The organism is Cellulomonas sp. P4_A2, from assembly GCF_056402515.1.
This window is the reverse complement of record NZ_JBFUHG010000008.1, coordinates 39037-55834: the sequence shown is the minus strand read 5'-3', so window position 1 is coordinate 55834 and position 16798 is coordinate 39037. Positions and strand designations below refer to the sequence as shown.

Here is a 16798-nt window from a genome sequence, read left to right as displayed (position 1 = left end):
CTGGAGCAGCTGTGACCACCATCGACGAACCGGCGACGATCACCCGCAAGCAGCTCGCCTGCGACATCGACGAGCTCCGGACGCTCTTCCTGTTCGAGCGGCTCAGCTCCGAGCAGCTGCTCTGGCTGTGCGCTCGCGGCCACGTCGAGCACATCGACCCCGGCGTCCTGTACCGCGAGGGCGACCCGGCGACGGACTTCTACGTGATGCTCGACGGGTCGCTCGCGATGTACCGGCGGGTCGGGACCGACGACGTCGAGGTGGCGCGCACCAGCCAGGTGGGCGTGTACGCCGGCGCCTGGGCCTCCTACCTGGGTGACCGGGTGCCGCAGGTCTACTCCCAGACGCTGCGGGTCCTCGAGCCGTCGCGGTACTACGTCCTCGGCGCCGCCGACTTCGCGAGCTTCATGAACGACTGGTTCCCGATGGCGGTGCACCTGCTCGAGGGGCTCTTCTTCGGGCAGCAGACCTCGCAGCAGGTGATCGGCCAGCGCGAGCGGCTCCAGGCGCTGGGGTCGTTGTCGGCAGGCCTCACGCACGAGCTCAACAACCCGGCCGCGGCGGCGACGCGGGCGACCGCCACGCTGCGCGAACGCGTGGCCGGGATGCGCCACAAGCTCGCGCTCATCGCGTCCGGCACCTACGACCGCGCGCAGCTGGCCCAGATCATCCACCTGCAGGAGAAGGCGGTCGCCGCGTACGCCGCGACCCGCGCGTCGGGCAAGACGCCGAGCGCCATGGAGGTGTCGGACCTCGAGGACGCCGTCGGCGACTGGATGGACGACCACGGCATCCAGGGCGGCTGGGAGCTCGCGGAGAGCTTCGTGACGGCCGGTCTGAGCACCGCGTGGCTGGACAACGTCGCCTCCTACGTCGGCGACGAGGTGCTCGAGGGGGCGGTCCGCTGGCTCGCCTACACGCTCGAGACCGAGTCACTGATGTCGGAGGTCGAGGACGCCACGACGCGCATCTCGGCCCTCGTCGGCGCCGCCAAGCAGTACTCGCAGATCGGCCGGGCACCCGACCAGGTGCTCGACGTGCACGAGCTGCTCGAGAGCACGCTGACGATGCTCGACCGCAAGCTCGACGGCATCACGGTCGTGCGCGACTTCGACCGCGACCTGCCGCCGATCCACGTGTTCGGTGCCGAGCTCAACCAGGTGTGGACGAACCTCATCGACAACGCCGCCCAGGCGATGGACGGCACCGGGACCCTGACGATCTCCACCCGGCGCGTCGACGACTGGCTCGAGGTCGTCGTCGCCGACACCGGACCGGGCATCCCGCCGGAGATCATCGACCGTGTCTTCGAACCGTTCTTCACGACGAAGCCGGTGGGCTCGGGTACGGGCCTCGGCCTCGACATCTCCTGGCGCATCGTCGTCGGCAAGCACCACGGCGACCTGTCCGTCACCTCGGAGCCGGGCGACACCCGGTTCCGCGTCCGCCTTCCCTACACTCCGAACGAGGGGCCCACCGCGTGACGATCGACCCGACTGCACCGCCCAGCGGCACCGGCTGTCTCGAGTGCGACGCGACGGACGGCTGGTGGTACCACCTGCGCCGCTGCGCGACGTGCGGGCACATCGGATGCTGCGACACCTCGCCCTCGCAGCACGCGACGGCGCACTACCGCGAGACCGGCCATCCGGTCATGCGGACGTTCGAGCCCGACGAGGACTGGTTCTGGGACTTCCCGGCCGACGACTACACCGACGGCCCGCCGCTCGCGGCGCCCGAGCACCGGCCCCGCGAGCAGACGGTGCCCGGGCCGCAGGGTCGGGTCCCCGACGACTGGCGGGCCCACATCCACCGGTAACGGACCGGACAGAGACCGGGGCACGACGAGGAGCGACGATGACGTACGCGAACGACGGCCGGCTTCCGGTGATCTACGTCCGCGGGTTCGCGGGCGGTCCGTCCGGTATCGGTGCAGCCACGGACGACCCGTTCTACGGGTTCAACGAGGGCTCGGTGCAGGTCCGCGTGGACGGCGGCGACCGGCCCGTGTTCCACCAGTTCGAGAGTCCGCTGCTGCGCCTGATGATCGACCAGGGCTACCAGCTGCTCGTGCAAGGGGACCAGCTCGCCTACCTGGGCACCCAGGAGCCCGGCACGATCCCGGCCGCGTCGATCTGGGTGCACCGGTTCTACGACGAGTTCTCGCCGAACCTCACCAACGACCCCAACGCGTTCAGCCTCGAGCGCGCCGCCGAGAGCCTGTTCACCCTGATCAAGCTCGTGCGCAAGCAGACCGGTGCTCCTCGGGTGTTCCTCGTGGCGCACTCGATGGGCGGCCTCATCGTGCGCTCCCTGATCCAGCGCACGATCCCGGACGACGCCGAGGTGGGCGGGCGGGCGGACGCAGCCACGGCGTTCGTCGACCGCGTGTTCACCTACGCCACGCCGCACGGCGGCATCGAGTTCTCGGTCGGCTTCGGATCGCTGGAGAGGCTGCGCGACCTGACGGGGGTGGCCGGCGCCGACATCTTCGGGCCGGCCCGCATGCGGGAGTTCCTGTCGTGGTCCGGAACGCACGAGCAGGACGCGTTCGACGCGACCGAGATGCCCGACGACGGCTTCCCCAAGGACAGGTTCTTCTGCCTCGTCGGCACGGACTCGGCCGACTACGCGACGGCCGCCGGCCTGTCCGCCCGCGCGGTGGGCGCCCGGAGCGACGGCCTCGTGCAGATCGACAACGCCTACGTGAAGGGCACCCCGCGGGCGCTCGTGCACCGGAGCCACTCCGGGCGGTTCGGCATCGTGAACTCCGAGGAGGGTTACCAGAACCTTCGGCGCTTCCTCTTCGGGGATGTCGAGGTCCGCGCCGACCTGGTCAACTTCACGCTGCCCGGCCTGCCCGACGACGACACGGACTGGCAGCTCGAGGCGTCGCTGTCGATCCGAGGGCTCCCGGTGGTGCTGCACGAGCAGAGCGCGGCCCACCTGTGCCCGATCCAGATCGAGCGCCCGTCCCGGACGGACGAGGCGAGCACCCCCTTGCCCCTGGTGCGTACCTACCTCTCGACGGCGTCGTCGCGACCGACCGATCCGTCCGGGAAGCGGTCCGCGACCATGCGGCACGTGCTCCAGCTCAGGCTGGTCTCGCTGCGCAAGAGGGGCGGCATCCTCTCCTTCCTCGACCACCTCGAGTCGACCGCCGACTGGGCCGACGTCCTCGTCGTCGACATCGCGTTCGAGGAGGGGGCGCCGCCGCAGTCGTGGGCGGTCTGGAGCTCGGCCATCGCCGGGGCGATCCGTGACTGGGTGCCCGACCCCGCGGTCACCCCGCCGTTGAAGGACGAGGACACCGCGCCGGGGCACTGGCTGGTCCGGGTCCCGGTTCCGCCCGCGGCGCGCGCGTTGCTGGGAGACCGCGCGGCGATCACGATCCAGGTGTCGGGGCGGGCGACGGTCGACCGGACCTAGGTCGTCGCCTCCGCCAGCGGGGCGTCCGACCCCGCAACCCGGATCTCGACGCTGCGGATGTCCTCCGTGACGATGCTCGACGACGCCCCGAGCCCCCGCGCGCCGGCGTTGCGGGCCAGCCACGTCGCGACGACGGTCCGCTCCCCCGTGTCGTCGACGAGGACCAGCTCGTAGGTGGGCCCGTCGCCGTCCGGCCACGCGTCCGCCGGGTAGGTGCACTGCCAGTCGATCCGCGTGCCCCAGCCCTTCTTCTCCAGCGTGAGGTCCGCCGTGACGTCCACGTCGCCGACCGGTTCGAGGAGCAGGGTGGTCGTCTGGTTCGCGGTCGGCGGCGGAGCCGCGGGTCGCGCCAGGAACGTGCCGGCCAGGCCACCGACCACGAGCAGGACCGCGGCGGCGCCGACGAGAGCGACGATGCGACGCCTACGCACGCGCCGGACGGCGTGCGCGAGCGCGGCCAGCTGCACGACGTCGCCCGCGGCGGCGTCGTCGGCGCCGTCCATGGCCTCCTGCGCCGGCACCATCCGCAGCAGCCCGGGCATCCCGGCCAGCTCGGCCACGGCCGCGGCGCACTCGTCGCACGTGCGCAGGTGCTCCTCGTAGGCGCGCCGGTCCTGCGGGCTGAGCGCACCGAGGACGTAGGCAGCGTCCCAGTCGCGGTACCGGTGGTCCTCCGCGTCGCGGCCGGTCATGACGACACTCCTCTCTCCTGCAGGGCGAGCCGCAGCGCGCGCAGTCCGTAGTGCAGGCGCGACTTCACGGTGCCCTCGGGGATCTGGTGCTCGGCGGCGAGCTCGGCCACCGAGCGTCCGCCGTAGTAGGCGCCGACGACGACCGCGCGGTGCTCGGCGGACAGCTGCGCGAGGGCGTCCGAGACCAGCCAGGCGTCCAGGACGGCCTGCGACTCGTCGGGCTGCTCGCGCTCGGGCGCCTGGTCGACGGTCCGCTCGCGCACGTGCCGGGCGCTGCGCCGGTCGTCGATGACCAGGTTGCGCACCACCGTGTACAGCCACGCGCGGGTCGCGTCCTGCTCGCGGGCCAGCACCTCGGGGTGCTTCCACGCCCGCACCATGGCCTCCTGGACCACGTCCTGGGCGAGCGCGTGGTCGCCGGTCAGCCGGACGACGTACGACTGCAGGGGACGCGCGTACGCCTGGTGCAGCGCGCGCATCAGCGCGTCCGGTTCGTCGCCCACGGCCCTCCCTCCGTTCTCCTACCCGGTCAACGGGACCGGCACGCACGAGGTTCAACGAACGGTGAACCTCACCCGCCCCGGCCTCGTGGTCCAGGTAGCCGGTCGTCGCACCGGTGGCCCGAACCGAGGAGATGCATCGTGCGTACGACCCAGCGGATCTTGACCCTTGTCCCGATCGCCATGATCCTCGCCGGAACCCTCGCCGCGTGCGGCGACTCGAACGGCGGCTCCGGCGGCGGGGGCGCCTACGGAGGCGGGGACTCCTCCAGCAGCGCGAAGTCGACCCCCGAGAAGTCGACCGCGGCCGGGGCCTCGACGGGCGCCGACCTGTCCACCGCCGACAGCTCGCTCGGCACCATCGTCGTCGACGGGAAGGGCATGACGGCGTACTACTTCACGAAGGACACGAAGGACTCGGGCGTGAGCGCGTGCTCCGGCGACTGCGCGACGGCGTGGCCCGCGATCGAGACGACCTCCGACACCCCGACCGTCGACGGCGTCACCGGGACGGTCGGAACCATCCCGGCGGCGGACGGCGGCAAGCAGATCACCATCGACGGCATGCCGATCTACACGTTCGCCAAGGACATGGCCCCGGGTGACGTGAACGGCCAGGACGCCAACGGTGTCTGGTACGTGATCGCGCCCGACGGCACGATGATCGACGGCTGACCGTTCAGGCGCTCGTCTCCACGTTGAGGACGTTCCCGTCCGGGTCGGCGAACCATGCGGCCTTCATCCCCCCGGACACCAGGACGCCGTCGACCCACTCGCCGTCGGGCACGTCGAACGTCTGCAGCTCGACCCCCGCCGAGCGCAGGGCCGAGACCTCGGAGTCGAACGCGTCGCCGGGGAGCTGGAACGAGATCCCGGTGGCCTTGTTGGTGCCGGCGTAGCTGGACGGGTAGACGAGGAACCCGCCGTTGGCGGTGGTGTACAGGACGCCCTCGGGGACCTCGTCGTCCCCGGGGGTGAAGCCGAGCGTTCCCTCGTAGAACGCGCGTGCCCGCTCGACGTCCGTCACGGCAAGGACGGGGATCGCGGGGTGGGCGGAGAGCATGACGGCCTCCAGCGCGGGCCAGACGACCATCGGCTGGCCGGCTCTCTCGACGGTAGGACCGCGCCCATCGGCGGTCAACGGTCACACCATGCGTCCGGGATCCGTCAGCAGGGTGAAAAGACGCGAGAGGATGAGGCCCCATGAGCGACGACGAGTACCTCGCCCGCCGGTTCGAGGAGAACCGCACCCGACTGACCGCCGTGGCGTACCGCATGCTCGGCTCCAACGCCGAGGCGGACGACGCCGTCCAGGATGCGTGGCTGCGGCTCGACCGCGCCGACGCCGACGGCGTCGACAACCTGCCCGGCTGGCTCACGACCGTCGTGGCACGGATCTGCCTGGACCGCCTGCGCACCCGGACGTCGCGGCGGGAGGACCCGCTCGACGTCGCCCTCGCACGGGTCGACGACCACGCCGTCGATCCCGCGCAGGAGGCCGTCCTCGCCGACTCGGTCGGGCTCGCGATGCTCGTCGTGCTGGAGCACCTGGCGCCCGCGGAGCGGCTCGCGTTCGTGCTGCACGACATGTTCGCCGTGCCCTTCGACGAGATCGCGCCGATCGTCGGCCGGACGCCCGAGGCGACCCGGCAGCTCGCCAGCCGCGCCCGGCGCCGGGTCCAGGGCGCACCCGCCCGCGCGGAGACCGACCTGGTCCGTCAGCGCGAGGTGGTCGACGCCTTCCTGACCGCTGCCCGCGGCGGCGACTTCGAGGCGCTGCTGGCGACGCTCGACCCCGACGTCGTCCTGCGGGTCGACGCGAAGGTCGCCTCGTTCGGCTTCCTCAGGGACACCGTCGGGGCCCGGGAGGTCGCCGTCGCGTTCAACGGTGCGGCGCAGACCGCGGAGCTCGCGCTGCTGGGCGGGGCCGTCGGCGCCATGTGGGCACCCGGCGGCGTCCCGCGCACCGCGTTCGTGGTCACCATCGAGGACGGCGTGATCGTGGCCATCGACCTGACGATGGACCCCGACGCGCTCAGGCTCCTCGACCCGGTCGCGCTCAACTTCTAGCGCGTGCTGTCCCGGTCGCTCAGGCGGCGGCCTGCGTGGGACCCGCCGGGGTGACCGGGACGTACGCGACGCGCTCCGAGGGCATGAGGATCCAGAGGATCGGGTAGACCAGGAGCTGGCTGCCCGGGAGCACGAACAGGATCAGGACGAAGAGCAGCCGCGCCAGCCACGGGTCGAGGCCGAACCGCCGCCCGAGGCCGGCGCACACGCCCCCGATCACCCTGCCCTGGATCGGACGGACCAGCCCCTGTTCGGTCATGCTGTCGTGGATCGTTCCCATCGTGGTTCCCTGCCCTGTTCGTCGGTGGTGACTGCGTTCCTCCAGCCTGTCTCGTCGTCGTGCGCAAGAACATCGGGGTACCCCCCGGTTTCCACCCTGAGCGGACTCCCTCGTCCCCCTGGCTCCGGACGCCTAGGCTCTCGGGGTGGCCGTGCTAGGTTCGGCGCGAGACCTGCTTGACCATCCCGTGACCATTGAGCGGTATGGCGATGACGCTGGTGCGCATCGCTCGTTCCGTGCTGGACGTGAAGGACGACGATGACCGACGCAGCTCCCCTCCAGCCCCCGGCACCGCAGTCGGTGTTCGCGCTCGAGGCGCCCGCTCCGCCCGCACCGGTGTCCACCACGCAGGCGCCCGCGATGGCCCCCAAGATCGACGCGGCCGCGCTGCCGGGCCTCGACGCCAAGGTCGACGCATACGTCACCAGCCTCATGGCGGCGCAGGCAGGGTCGCCCGAGCTCTCGGCGAAGGCCGACGACATCCGCCTCATGGGCGACACCGACATCCGCGCCGCGGCGGACAGCTCGAACCGGCTGCTGCAGATGCCCGTCAAGGCCATGCGCGACGGCGGGGTGTCCAGCACGTCCCAGATCAGCAAGTCGCTGCTCGACCTGCGCAAGACCGTCGAGGACCTCGACCCCAGCGAGGCGACGATCGGCAAGAAGCTTCTCGGCCTCATCCCGTTCGGCGACTCGCTCACCGACTACTTCCGCCGGTACGAGAGCTCGCAGAAGCAGATCGACGCCATCGTGCGCGCGCTCTACAACGGCAAGGACGAGCTGCTCAAGGACAACGCGGCGCTCAACCTGGAGAAGCAGCACCTCTGGGACACGATGGCCCGCCTGCACCAGTACATCTACGTGGCCGAGTCGCTGGACACCCGGCTGTCGGCGACGATCGCGCAGCTCGACACGACGGACCCCGAGCGGGCCAAGGTGCTGCGCCAGGACGTGCTCTTCTACGTCCGGCAGAAGCACCAGGACCTGCTCACGCAGCTCGCCGTGAGCATCCAGGGCTACCTGGCGATCGACATCATCATCAAGAACAACCTCGAGCTCACCAAGGGCGTCGACCGCGCCACGACGACGACCGTCTCGGCCCTGCGCACCGCCGTGATCGTGGCGCAGGCGCTGAACAACCAGAAGCTGGTCCTCGACCAGATCACTGCGCTGAACACCACGACCTCGGGCCTGATCGCGTCGACGGCCAAGATGCTCAAGGAGCAGTCCGCGGACATCCAGCAGCAGGCCGCCAGCGCGACGGTCGGGCTGGCGCAGCTCCAGCAGGCGTTCAGCGACATCTACGCGACGATGGACTCGATCGACGACTTCAAGGTCAAGGCGCTCGACTCGATGGCGCAGACCGTCGGCGTGCTCCAGACCGAGACCACCAAGGCGCAGTCGTACCTCGACCGCGTCCGCAAGGCCGACACCACCGAGGTGGCCGGCGGCTCGCTCGACCTCGGCCTGAGCTGAGTGGCACCGGACCTTCGGGGAGCGAGCGCTGCATGAGCTGGTTCGGACGCCTGAGGGGGCGGCGTCGTGAGCCCGAGCTGCCCGCCGAGCCACCCGCACCGACGTCGGCGGAGATCGTCGCGTCGGCGCACGCGGTCGAGCAGCAGATCGTCGGTCGCGTGCCCGCAGCCGTGACCGCGCGCGTGCACAGCATCGCGCGGACCGTCGAGGACATGGCGCCGCGGCTCGACCGGCTCGGCGCGGGCAGCCACCAGGCGTTCACCGTCGTCGCGACGGCCACGAGCTACCTGCCGGAGGCGGTGGGCGGCTACCTGCGGCTCCCCCGCGACTTCGCCGACCGCCGCGTGGTGTCCCGGGGCAAGACCTCGCTCATGCTGCTGTGCGACCAGCTCGACCTGCTCGACCTCACGCTCGACAAGATCTCCGACGCCATCTCCCGGCAGGACGCCGACGCGCTGGTCGCGCACGGCCTGTTCCTCGCGGAGAAGTTCGGCGGCGGCTCGTCGCTCGAGCTCTCGCCCGACGCCGGCCGCGACACCCCACAGACGGAGCACCCATGAACCTCACCGAGGCCCTCGACGCGCTCGAGCGCGCCGGCGCCGCCGCCGGTCTGGACGGCGCCGCCGCTCGCGACGAGGGCGCCCGGCTGTCCGCCGCGGTGGCCGAGTCGATCACCGGCGCCCCGAGCGCGTGGCTCGCCGCGGTCGGCTCCCCCGACGCGTCGTTCGGCGCCTTCTTCGAGGCGGCGGCCAGCGCGCGCCGGTGGCGCACCTCGCCGACCGACCTCCTGGCCGGGATCGCCGGCACGCCCGCCGCGACGACGTACTCCGCCGCCCTCGCCGACGTCATCTCGGCCGCCTGCGAGCTCGGCACGGCGGACATCGGCGTCATCGCGCGCGCGTCGGCGACCGCCGCCGTCCAGCGGTCGGCCGCGCCGGGCGCTCCGCCGGCGCTCGCGGTCCCCGGTCCGCAGGCGCCCGCCCCCAAGCCGGCGCCCGCGGCCGCGCCCGAGCACACGCTCGAGGAGCTGCTCGCCGAGCTGGACGCGCTCGTGGGGCTGGCCGCCGTGAAGGCGCAGATCCGGCAGCAGACCCAGCTGCTGCGGGTGGAGCGCCTGCGCACCGAGGCGGGGCTGACCGCGCCGACGATCACGCGCCACCTGGTGTTCCTGGGCAACCCCGGGACGGGCAAGACGACGGTCGCGCGACTGGTCTCCGGCATCTACCGCGCGCTCGGGCTGCTCTCGACCGGGCACCTGGTCGAGGTGGACCGCTCCGAGCTCGTCGCCGGCTACCTCGGGCAGACCGCGGTGAAGACGTCCGAGGTGGTGGCCACCGCGATCGGCGGCGTGCTCTTCATCGACGAGGCGTACGGGCTGGCCGAGGACCAGTACGGCGCCGAGGCGGTGAACACGCTGGTCAAGGACATGGAGGACCACCGCGACAACCTCGTCGTGATCGTCGCCGGCTACCCCCGGCCGATGGCCACGTTCCTCGCCACGAACCCCGGGCTCGAGAGCCGCTTCTCCACCACGGTCGAGTTCGCCGACTACACCGACACGGAGCTGCGCGAGATCTTCGAGCGGTCCGCCCGCAAGGCCGACTTCGAGCCGGCACCCGAGACGCTCGAACGGTTCGAGGAGATCGCGTCCCTGCAGATCCGCGACGAGGGCTTCGGCAACGGCCGCTACGCACGCAACGTGCTCGACCAGGCGATCACCAGGCACGCCTGGCGCCTGCGGGACGTTGAGCAACCGACGGTGGAGCAGCTGCGGCTGCTGCTCCCGGAGGACCTTGTGGCGGCACCGGACGACGAGACCCCCACCGACGACACGGTCGCACCACCCGCCGACGAGCCGACACACATCGAGGAGCCCGCGTGACCCAGACGATCGCAGCGCCGCAGCCGGCCCCTCCACCGGCGGACCCCGCGCCGCCCGTGACCACCCCGCACCGGGCGCGGACGCGACGGCCACCAACGCGTTCCTCGTCGGCGGCCTCGAACCTCCCGCGCAGCGGGCGAAGTACGACGCCGCGATCGACTCGGCCGCCAACGGCCTGGCGCAGCTGTCCGGCTCGAACGACGCCGACGCCGACCAGCTGGGCCAGGCGACCGCGGGCCTGACCCGGTACACGGGGCTCGTCGAGCAGGCCCGGGCCAACAACCGGCAGGGGTTCCCGGTGGGCGCGGCCTACCTCGACCAGGCGTCCGCGGTGCTGCGCTCCGACGTGCTTCCGGTGCTCGACGACCTGGTCCAGACCAACTCCGACCGCGTCGACTCGTCGTTCTCCGCGGTGACCGCCACGCCCTGGCTGCTCGCGTTCGGGCTGATCGCCCTGGTCGCCTTCGTCATCGTGCAGACCTGGCTCGCCCGCCGCACGCACCGCCGCCTCAACTCCGGGCTGTTCTGGGCCACGATCCTGGCGCTCGCCGCGAGCATCGCCGGCGCGTTCGTCCTGGGCACGACCGCGAAGAACGCCGCGCAGGTGCAGACCGGGTCGTACGCGGACACCGTTGCCGTCTCGCAGGCCTACTCGCTGGCGAACGACGCGAAGTCGATGGAGTCGTTCACGCTCATCAAGCGAGGCTCCGGCCAGGCGTACGAGGAGACGTTCCAGCAGGAGACCGCGCAGGCCCGCGACCTGCTCTCGGGCGTCGACGACGCGCTCGTGCAGTCGCTCGACGCGTGGACCGCCGAGCACCAGAAGATCCGCGATCTCGACAACGCCGGTCAGTGGGACGACGCGGTCGCCCTGGCGATCAGCGACGGCCCCGGCTCGCCGAACGCGGCGTTCGACGACTTCTCGACCGCCGCGTCCACGAGCGTCGAGGCCACCGCGGCCGCGACGCACGACGCGCTGGCCGGAGCCGGCACCTCGGCGGTCCTCGTCGGCTGGCTGATCCTCGTCGCCGGGTTGATCGCGGCCGTGCTGAGCTGGCGCGGCATCTCGAGGCGAGTGGAGGAGTACCGGTGAGCCGCATGCTGCGAGGCCTGACCGGCGCGCTGGCCGTCGTCGCGGTCGTCGTCCTGTCCGCGTGCGACCCCTCGACGACGCCCGAGCCCCAAGTCACCGCGACGCCGGAGCCGACCGCGGCACCCGCCGCACCGGCCGTCGTCTGCGACGACGCGACCACGTCGTACGCCCCCGACGCGACCTTCGGGCCGACCGTGCAGGCGATCAAGGACCGCGGGTCGCTCATCGTCGGCGTCTCGGCGGACACCCTGCTCATGGGCTCGCGCAACCCGCTGTCGGGCCAGATCGAGGGCTTCGACATCGACGTCCTGCACCTCGTCTCCGCGGCGATCTTCGACGGGGACCCGAACCGCCTCCAGTTCCGGGTCATCACCTCCGGTCAGCGGCTCGACGTGCTCAAGAACCACGAGGTCGACCTGGTCGCGCGCACGTTCACCATGAACTGCGCCCGGTGGCAGGAGATCGCGTTCTCCGCGGAGTACCTCGACGCGGGCCAGAAGGTGCTGGTCACGCGCGACTCGACCGCCACGAGCATCGACGACCTCGGCGGCCAGCGCGTCTGCGCACCCGAGGGCACGACGACCCTGACGCGGCTCCAGGACGACTACCCGGACATCACCGCCGTGAGCGCCCCGACGCACACCGGCTGCCTGGTCCTGTTCCAGGAGGGCGACGTCGACGGGATCACCGGCGACGACACGATCCTCGCCGGGTTCGCGGCGCAGGATCCCTACGCCAAGGTCGTCGGCGACGCGTTCAGCTCCGAGCCGTACGGCGTCGGGGTGCCCGCGGACCAGGTCGACCTGGTCCGCTTCGTCAACGCGGTGCTGGACCGGGCCAAGGCGGACGGCACCTGGGCCGCGATGTACGACCGCTGGCTGCACGCGCTCGGGCCGGCGCCCGTGCCGCCGCCGTCGGTGTACGGCCGGGCCTCGTGATCGCGCCCGACGCACCGGAGGCCCCCGGGCGGCTCGGCGAGCCGATACCCGCGCCGGAGCTGCTCACCTACCTCGGCGCGCTCGACGCCTGGCTGACCCACCGGCGCACCGAGCTGGACCGCCTGGACGCGGCAGCGCAGGCCTCCCCCACGGTCGACACCTACACGGCCGACGTGCTGCTCGCGATGACGATGTGGCAGGCCATCCGGACGCGCGCCGACGAGCTCGTGGTCGTGTGGGACTCGGGCCGGGCCGACGTCGTCGACCGCGAGAAGATGTCTCGCCTCATCTGGGGACGCCTCGACTCGGGGCTGGGCTCCGCGCTCGTCTCACTGGTCGAGGCCGTGACTCTCTGCGACGCGATGATCACCAAGGTCCGCGCCCGGCTCTCGTTCGACCCGGACAGCGCGGACCAGGCCGAGCGGTTCCGCGGACTGCGCGCCGGTCTGGTGCGCTGCGAGGACCTTGCGGGGACCGACACCGCGTCGGCGGAGCGGGTGGCGGCCCTGCGGCAGCGCGAGCAGAAGCTGGTCACGCAGGCCGCCCGCGGCGCCGACGTGACCGGGCCGCTCGGCGAGCTCGAGGTCGACGCGGCGCGGACCGAGCGCGACCTGATCGTCCAGGTGTCCCAGCGTCGGACCCTCGAGAAGGGGCGGGCGGACGCGCAGGCGACGCTCGCCGCCCTCGAACGGCGCGAGCCCACGCTGCACGAGCTGGCCGACCGGTGCCGTCGAGAGATCGCGCGCCCGCCCAAGCAGGCCGTCCCCGACGTGTCCCGGCTCGGGGCGGTGCCCGACACCCGGCAGGAGCTGGACGCGTACATCGACCGGCTCGCGGCCGTCGGTCGGGCGTTCGAGGCGGTCGCCGACGCGTACAGCGCGCCGCTGCGCGAGCGCGCCGAGCTCCGCTACAAGCTGACCGGCGCGCACTCCGCCGCCGACGCGAACGGCCGCAGCGCCTCGCCGACCGTCCGCTCGGGCTACGAGGAGGCGCACGCGGCCGTGACCGCGTCACCCTGCGACGTCACCATGGCCCGCTTCCTCGTCGAGCAGTACCTGTACCTGACCCGCGACCTGCCCACGGCAGCTCAGGAAGGATAGCGATGACCGCCATCCACTGCACCGAGCTCGGCTGCGACGGCTACTACGAGGACGGGTGGTGCAACGTCTGCGGCTCGCCGCAGCCCGCCGGCGCCTCGCCGGCCTCCGCCACCACGCTGCTCGGCACGGGCGTCGCGCAGGCCACGACCACCGCGACCGGGGACGAGCAGGCGGAACGGTCCACGCGCACCGGGCGCACCAGCTCCACCCAGCTCGCGACCGCCGCGCTCGGCTCGGCCCGGACGGCGGCCACCGGCAGCCGGCCGACCCGTCGCGTCGGCACGTCCTCGACGCGTCTGCGCGGTGCCCGCCTCGGCGCCGGGCTCACGACCGTCCCCGCCTCCCCGGTGCAGGACCCCCTGCAGGCGGTCATGGCCGTCCCCGAGGTGCCCGAGCGCAAGCGGTTCTGCCCGTCGTGCCAGCACGAGGTGGGCCGCACCCGCGACGGCGTGCCGGGCCGGACCTCCGGGTTCTGCCCGCAGTGCGGCAACCACTTCGACTTCGCGCCCGCGCTGAACCCGGGCGACGTCGTCGGCGGGCAGTACGAGGTGGTCGGCTGCCTCGCGCACGGTGGGCTCGGCTGGATCTACCTCGCGCGGGACCGCAACGTCTCCGGCAGGTGGGTCGTGCTCAAGGGCCTGCTGAACTCCGGCGACCCCGACGCGTACGCGGCCGCGATCTCCGAGCGGCAGTTCCTCGCCGAGGTCGAGCACCCGCTGATCGTCGAGATCTACAACTTCGCCATGCACGAGGGCGCCGGCTACACGGTGATGGAGTTCGTCGGCGGCCGGTCGCTCAAGCAGATCCTGCAGGACCGCCGGGACGCGAACTCGGGCGTGAACAGCCCCCTGCCCGTCGACCAGGCGCTCGCGTTCGTCCTGGAGATCCTGCCCGCGTTCGCCTACCTGCACGACGTCGGCCTGCTGTTCTGCGACTTCAAGCCCGACAACGTCATCCAGCAGGGGGACGCCGTCAAGCTCATCGACCTCGGCGGCGTGCGACGGCTGGACGACCTGAGCTCGGCGATCTTCGGGACCGTCGGGTACCAGGCGCCTGAGGTGCCCGAGGTGGGTCCGTCGGTGGCGTCGGACATCTACACGATCGGTCGCACCCTCGCGACGCTCGTCCTCGACTTCCGCGGGAACACCTCGACGTTCGTCGCGTCGCTGCCGTCGGTGGCCGACACCCCGCTGTTCCAGAAGTACGACTCGTTCTACCGCCTCCTGGCCAAGGCCTGCGCGTTCGACCCGTCCGACCGGTTTGCGACGGTCGACGAGCTGCGCGCGCAGGTGCTGGGTGTCCTGCGCGAGGTCGTCGCGACCGACCGAGGTCCGGGCAGCCCGGCCCTGTACTCGGCGGCCTCCGTCCTGTTCGACGCGCCCGCGTCGGACGAGGCCGGCCACCCGCTCGCCTGGGACCAGCTGCCGGCGCTCAAGGTCGACGCGGGCGACCCGGCGGCGAGCTGGCTGTCCGGCGTCAACGTCAGCGACCCCGACCTGCGGCTCACGGCGCTGGAGAACGCCCCCGAGGACTCGGTCGAGGTGCGCCTGCGCCGGGCGAGCACCGCGATCGAGGCGGGACGCCAGGACGTCCTGTCGGAGACGCTCGCCCTGATGCTCGCCCACGACCCGTGGGAGTGGCGCGCGGCCTGGCTCGGCGGACTGTCGCAGCTCGCGAACGGCGACCCGGTGGCGGCGCGCGCGTCGTTCAACGCCGTGTACGGCCAGGTGCCCGGTGAGCTCGCCCCGAAGCTCGCCCTCGCCACGGCCTGCGAACGCAGCGACGAGCCCGACATCGCCGAGTCCCTGTACGTCATCTGCGCCCGCGCCGACGCCAACTACACGGCACCTGCCGCGTTCGGGCTCGCACGGATCCGCAGTGCGCGCGGCGACCTCGAGGGCGCCCTGCACGCGCTCGACCTCGTCGCGTCCACGCGAAGCTCCTACGTCGACGCCCGCATGATGCGTGCGCGGCTCCTGGCGCAGTCGACCGGTGACGTCAAGGCGCTGTCGCAGGCCCTGGTGAGCGTCCAGACGGTCGTGCTGCCGCCGCTCCAGCACGCCGAGCTCAAGGTCGTCGTGCTCGGGTCGGCGCTCGACGCGGTCGTCGCGCACGGCCCGGTCCGCAACGTCGACCTCGGCGGGGTACCGGCGCACGAGCCCGAGCTGCGCGACGCGCTCGAAGGGGCGCTGAAGCAGCTCGCGTCGCTGACCGACGACCACGACTACCGCATCGCGCTGGTGGACCGGGCGCACGAGGTCCGCCGGTGGACCACGTGGTGAGCCTCGTCTGCGCCTCGTGCGGCACCGTCGCGCAGGAGGGGTCCAAGTTCTGCGAGCAGTGCGGCGCACCGCTCACGGCACCGGTGGCCGTCACGGCGCCCCCCGTCGAGACGGCCGCCCTCCGGGCGTGCCGCGCGTGCGGCGGCACCATCGCCGACGACGGGTACTGCCAGGACTGCGGCACGCCCGCGGCGTCCGAGCGCGACCACTGGACCGAGGCCCCGAGGCCCACCCTCGGCGGCGTCTGCGACCGCGGCATCCGGCACGACAAGAACGAGGACGCGATGGCGCTCGGCCTCGCGGCGGACGCCGCGGTCCTCGTCGTCTGCGACGGCGTCTCGAGCGTCCCGGACTCCGACATCGCGAGCCTCGCCGCCGCCCGCGCCGCGCGTGACGTCCTGGTGGCGGGCATCGCACAGAGCGGAAGCGACACGGCGCGCGTCGCCGCCTGGTCGGCGTCCCTGGTGCGCGCCGCCGAGGCGGCCAACGAGGCGATCGCCACGGCGGTCGGAGACATGGCCGGCCGGCACGACCCGCCGTCGTGCACATTCGTCGCGGCCGTCGTCGACGGACCCCACGTCGTCGCGGGGTGGCTGGGCGACTCGCGCGTCTACTGGCTCCCTGACGAGGGCGACCCGATCCAGGTGAGCAGCGACGACTCGGGCGCCAACGAGCTCATGGCCCTCGGCATGCCGCGGGCCAAGGCGGAGTCGTCGCCCCAGGCGCACGCGATCACCCGCTGGCTCGGCGCGGACGCCCAGGACGTCGTCCCCCGCACGGCCCCGACCCGGGCCCAGGGACCGGGCTGGGTGCTGGTGTGCTCGGACGGGCTCTGGAACTACTGCTCCGAGGCGGTCGCGATGGCCGACCTGGTGCGCAGCTCGCAGAAGGTCTCGGGGGACGCACCCGAGGCGATCTGCTCCGAGCTCGTGCGCTGGGCGAACGAGCAGGGCGGTGCCGACAACATCACCGCCGCGCTTCACCGGATCGAGGTCGTGCACGCCACGGTCACGGTCGATACTGTCCACAGCTGACCCGCTCACCTACAAGGAGCCA

The 16798-nt window shown here is 72.4% G+C and carries 17 protein-coding genes; 13 read left to right on the top strand and 4 right to left on the bottom strand.

All coding sequences use genetic code 11. From position 1 onward, the window contains the following. The first annotated feature begins 11 nt into the window (after positions 1-11). The 3 genes from AC1DUE_RS10380 to AC1DUE_RS10370 are packed head-to-tail and all read left to right on the top strand — an operon-like array spanning position 12 to position 3429. Positions 12-1484, top strand: coding sequence for an ATP-binding protein (locus AC1DUE_RS10380; protein WP_477039337.1), 1473 nt, complete (start codon positions 12-14; stop codon positions 1482-1484). Beyond that, positions 1481-1819, top strand: a complete 339-nt coding sequence (locus tag AC1DUE_RS10375) for a UBP-type zinc finger domain-containing protein (RefSeq protein ID WP_477039336.1) — start codon at positions 1481-1483, stop codon at positions 1817-1819. The genes AC1DUE_RS10380 and AC1DUE_RS10375 overlap by 4 nt, the downstream gene beginning before the upstream one ends. A gap of 38 nt (positions 1820-1857) precedes the next feature. Further along, positions 1858-3429: an esterase/lipase family protein gene (locus AC1DUE_RS10370; protein WP_477039335.1), complete on the top strand. Its 1572-nt coding sequence runs from the start codon at positions 1858-1860 to the stop codon at positions 3427-3429. Here AC1DUE_RS10370 and AC1DUE_RS10365 read toward each other — a convergent pair. Beyond that, positions 3426-4121 (bottom strand): anti-sigma factor family protein, encoded by a 696-nt coding sequence (locus tag AC1DUE_RS10365; protein WP_477039334.1) that lies wholly within the window; start codon positions 4119-4121, stop codon positions 3426-3428. The genes AC1DUE_RS10370 and AC1DUE_RS10365 overlap by 4 nt on opposite strands. Then, positions 4118-4624 (bottom strand): sigma-70 family RNA polymerase sigma factor, encoded by a 507-nt coding sequence (locus AC1DUE_RS10360; RefSeq protein ID WP_477039333.1) that lies wholly within the window; start codon positions 4622-4624, stop codon positions 4118-4120. The genes AC1DUE_RS10365 and AC1DUE_RS10360 overlap by 4 nt, the downstream gene beginning before the upstream one ends. Positions 4625-4804: 180 nt before the next feature. On the opposite strand from AC1DUE_RS10360, the gene AC1DUE_RS10355 reads away from it, so the two are divergent. Further along, on the top strand, positions 4805-5296 hold the full coding sequence (locus AC1DUE_RS10355; RefSeq protein WP_477039457.1) for a COG4315 family predicted lipoprotein: 492 nt from the start codon (positions 4805-4807) through the stop codon (positions 5294-5296). A gap of 4 nt (positions 5297-5300) precedes the next feature. Here AC1DUE_RS10355 and AC1DUE_RS10350 read toward each other — a convergent pair whose 3' ends face one another. After that, on the bottom strand, positions 5301-5762 hold the full coding sequence (locus AC1DUE_RS10350) for a VOC family protein (protein WP_477039332.1): 462 nt from the start codon (positions 5760-5762) through the stop codon (positions 5301-5303). A gap of 62 nt (positions 5763-5824) precedes the next feature. On the opposite strand from AC1DUE_RS10350, the gene AC1DUE_RS10345 reads away from it, so the two are divergent. Continuing rightward, the gene (locus AC1DUE_RS10345) at positions 5825-6691 is read left to right on the top strand and encodes a sigma-70 family RNA polymerase sigma factor (protein ID WP_477039331.1); all 867 of its coding nucleotides are present in this window, start codon (positions 5825-5827) and stop codon (positions 6689-6691) included. 19 nt (positions 6692-6710) lie between these two features. Here AC1DUE_RS10345 and AC1DUE_RS10340 read toward each other — a convergent pair whose 3' ends face one another. After that, positions 6711-6971 carry a PspC domain-containing protein gene (locus AC1DUE_RS10340; RefSeq protein WP_477039330.1) on the bottom strand — a complete coding sequence of 87 codons (261 nt, stop codon included), beginning with the start codon at positions 6969-6971 and terminating at the stop codon, positions 6711-6713. A gap of 258 nt (positions 6972-7229) precedes the next feature. Between AC1DUE_RS10340 and AC1DUE_RS10335 the strand changes: the two genes are divergently transcribed. From AC1DUE_RS10335 to AC1DUE_RS10300, 8 genes are read left to right on the top strand one after another with little or no spacing between them, the layout of a single operon-like run. Next, positions 7230-8447, top strand: coding sequence for a toxic anion resistance protein (locus tag AC1DUE_RS10335; protein ID WP_477039329.1), 1218 nt, complete (start codon positions 7230-7232; stop codon positions 8445-8447). A 32-nt stretch (positions 8448-8479) separates the two neighbouring features. Then, positions 8480-9007 carry a hypothetical protein gene (locus AC1DUE_RS10330; protein WP_477039328.1) on the top strand — a complete coding sequence of 176 codons (528 nt, stop codon included), beginning with the start codon at positions 8480-8482 and terminating at the stop codon, positions 9005-9007. Beyond that, a complete protein-coding gene (locus AC1DUE_RS10325; protein ID WP_477039327.1) occupies positions 9004-10329 on the top strand; it encodes an AAA family ATPase in 1326 nt (441 codons plus the stop codon). Before AC1DUE_RS10330 ends, AC1DUE_RS10325 begins: the two co-directional genes overlap by 4 nt. Then, positions 10241-11422, top strand: coding sequence for a hypothetical protein (locus AC1DUE_RS10320; protein ID WP_477039326.1), 1182 nt, complete (start codon positions 10241-10243; stop codon positions 11420-11422). Before AC1DUE_RS10325 ends, AC1DUE_RS10320 begins: the two co-directional genes overlap by 89 nt. A gap of 5 nt (positions 11423-11427) precedes the next feature. Next, the gene (locus tag AC1DUE_RS10315; RefSeq protein WP_477039456.1) at positions 11428-12360 is read left to right on the top strand and encodes a glutamate ABC transporter substrate-binding protein; all 933 of its coding nucleotides are present in this window, start codon (positions 11428-11430) and stop codon (positions 12358-12360) included. Next, positions 12357-13460 (top strand): hypothetical protein, encoded by a 1104-nt coding sequence (locus AC1DUE_RS10310; protein WP_477039325.1) that lies wholly within the window; start codon positions 12357-12359, stop codon positions 13458-13460. The genes AC1DUE_RS10315 and AC1DUE_RS10310 overlap by 4 nt, the downstream gene beginning before the upstream one ends. A 2-nt stretch (positions 13461-13462) precedes the next feature. Then, positions 13463-15742 carry a serine/threonine-protein kinase gene (locus AC1DUE_RS10305; protein ID WP_477039324.1) on the top strand — a complete coding sequence of 760 codons (2280 nt, stop codon included), beginning with the start codon at positions 13463-13465 and terminating at the stop codon, positions 15740-15742. After that, positions 15727-16776 carry a protein phosphatase 2C domain-containing protein gene (locus AC1DUE_RS10300; RefSeq protein ID WP_477039323.1) on the top strand — a complete coding sequence of 350 codons (1050 nt, stop codon included), beginning with the start codon at positions 15727-15729 and terminating at the stop codon, positions 16774-16776. Before AC1DUE_RS10305 ends, AC1DUE_RS10300 begins: the two co-directional genes overlap by 16 nt. Positions 16777-16798 lie beyond the last annotated feature (22 nt).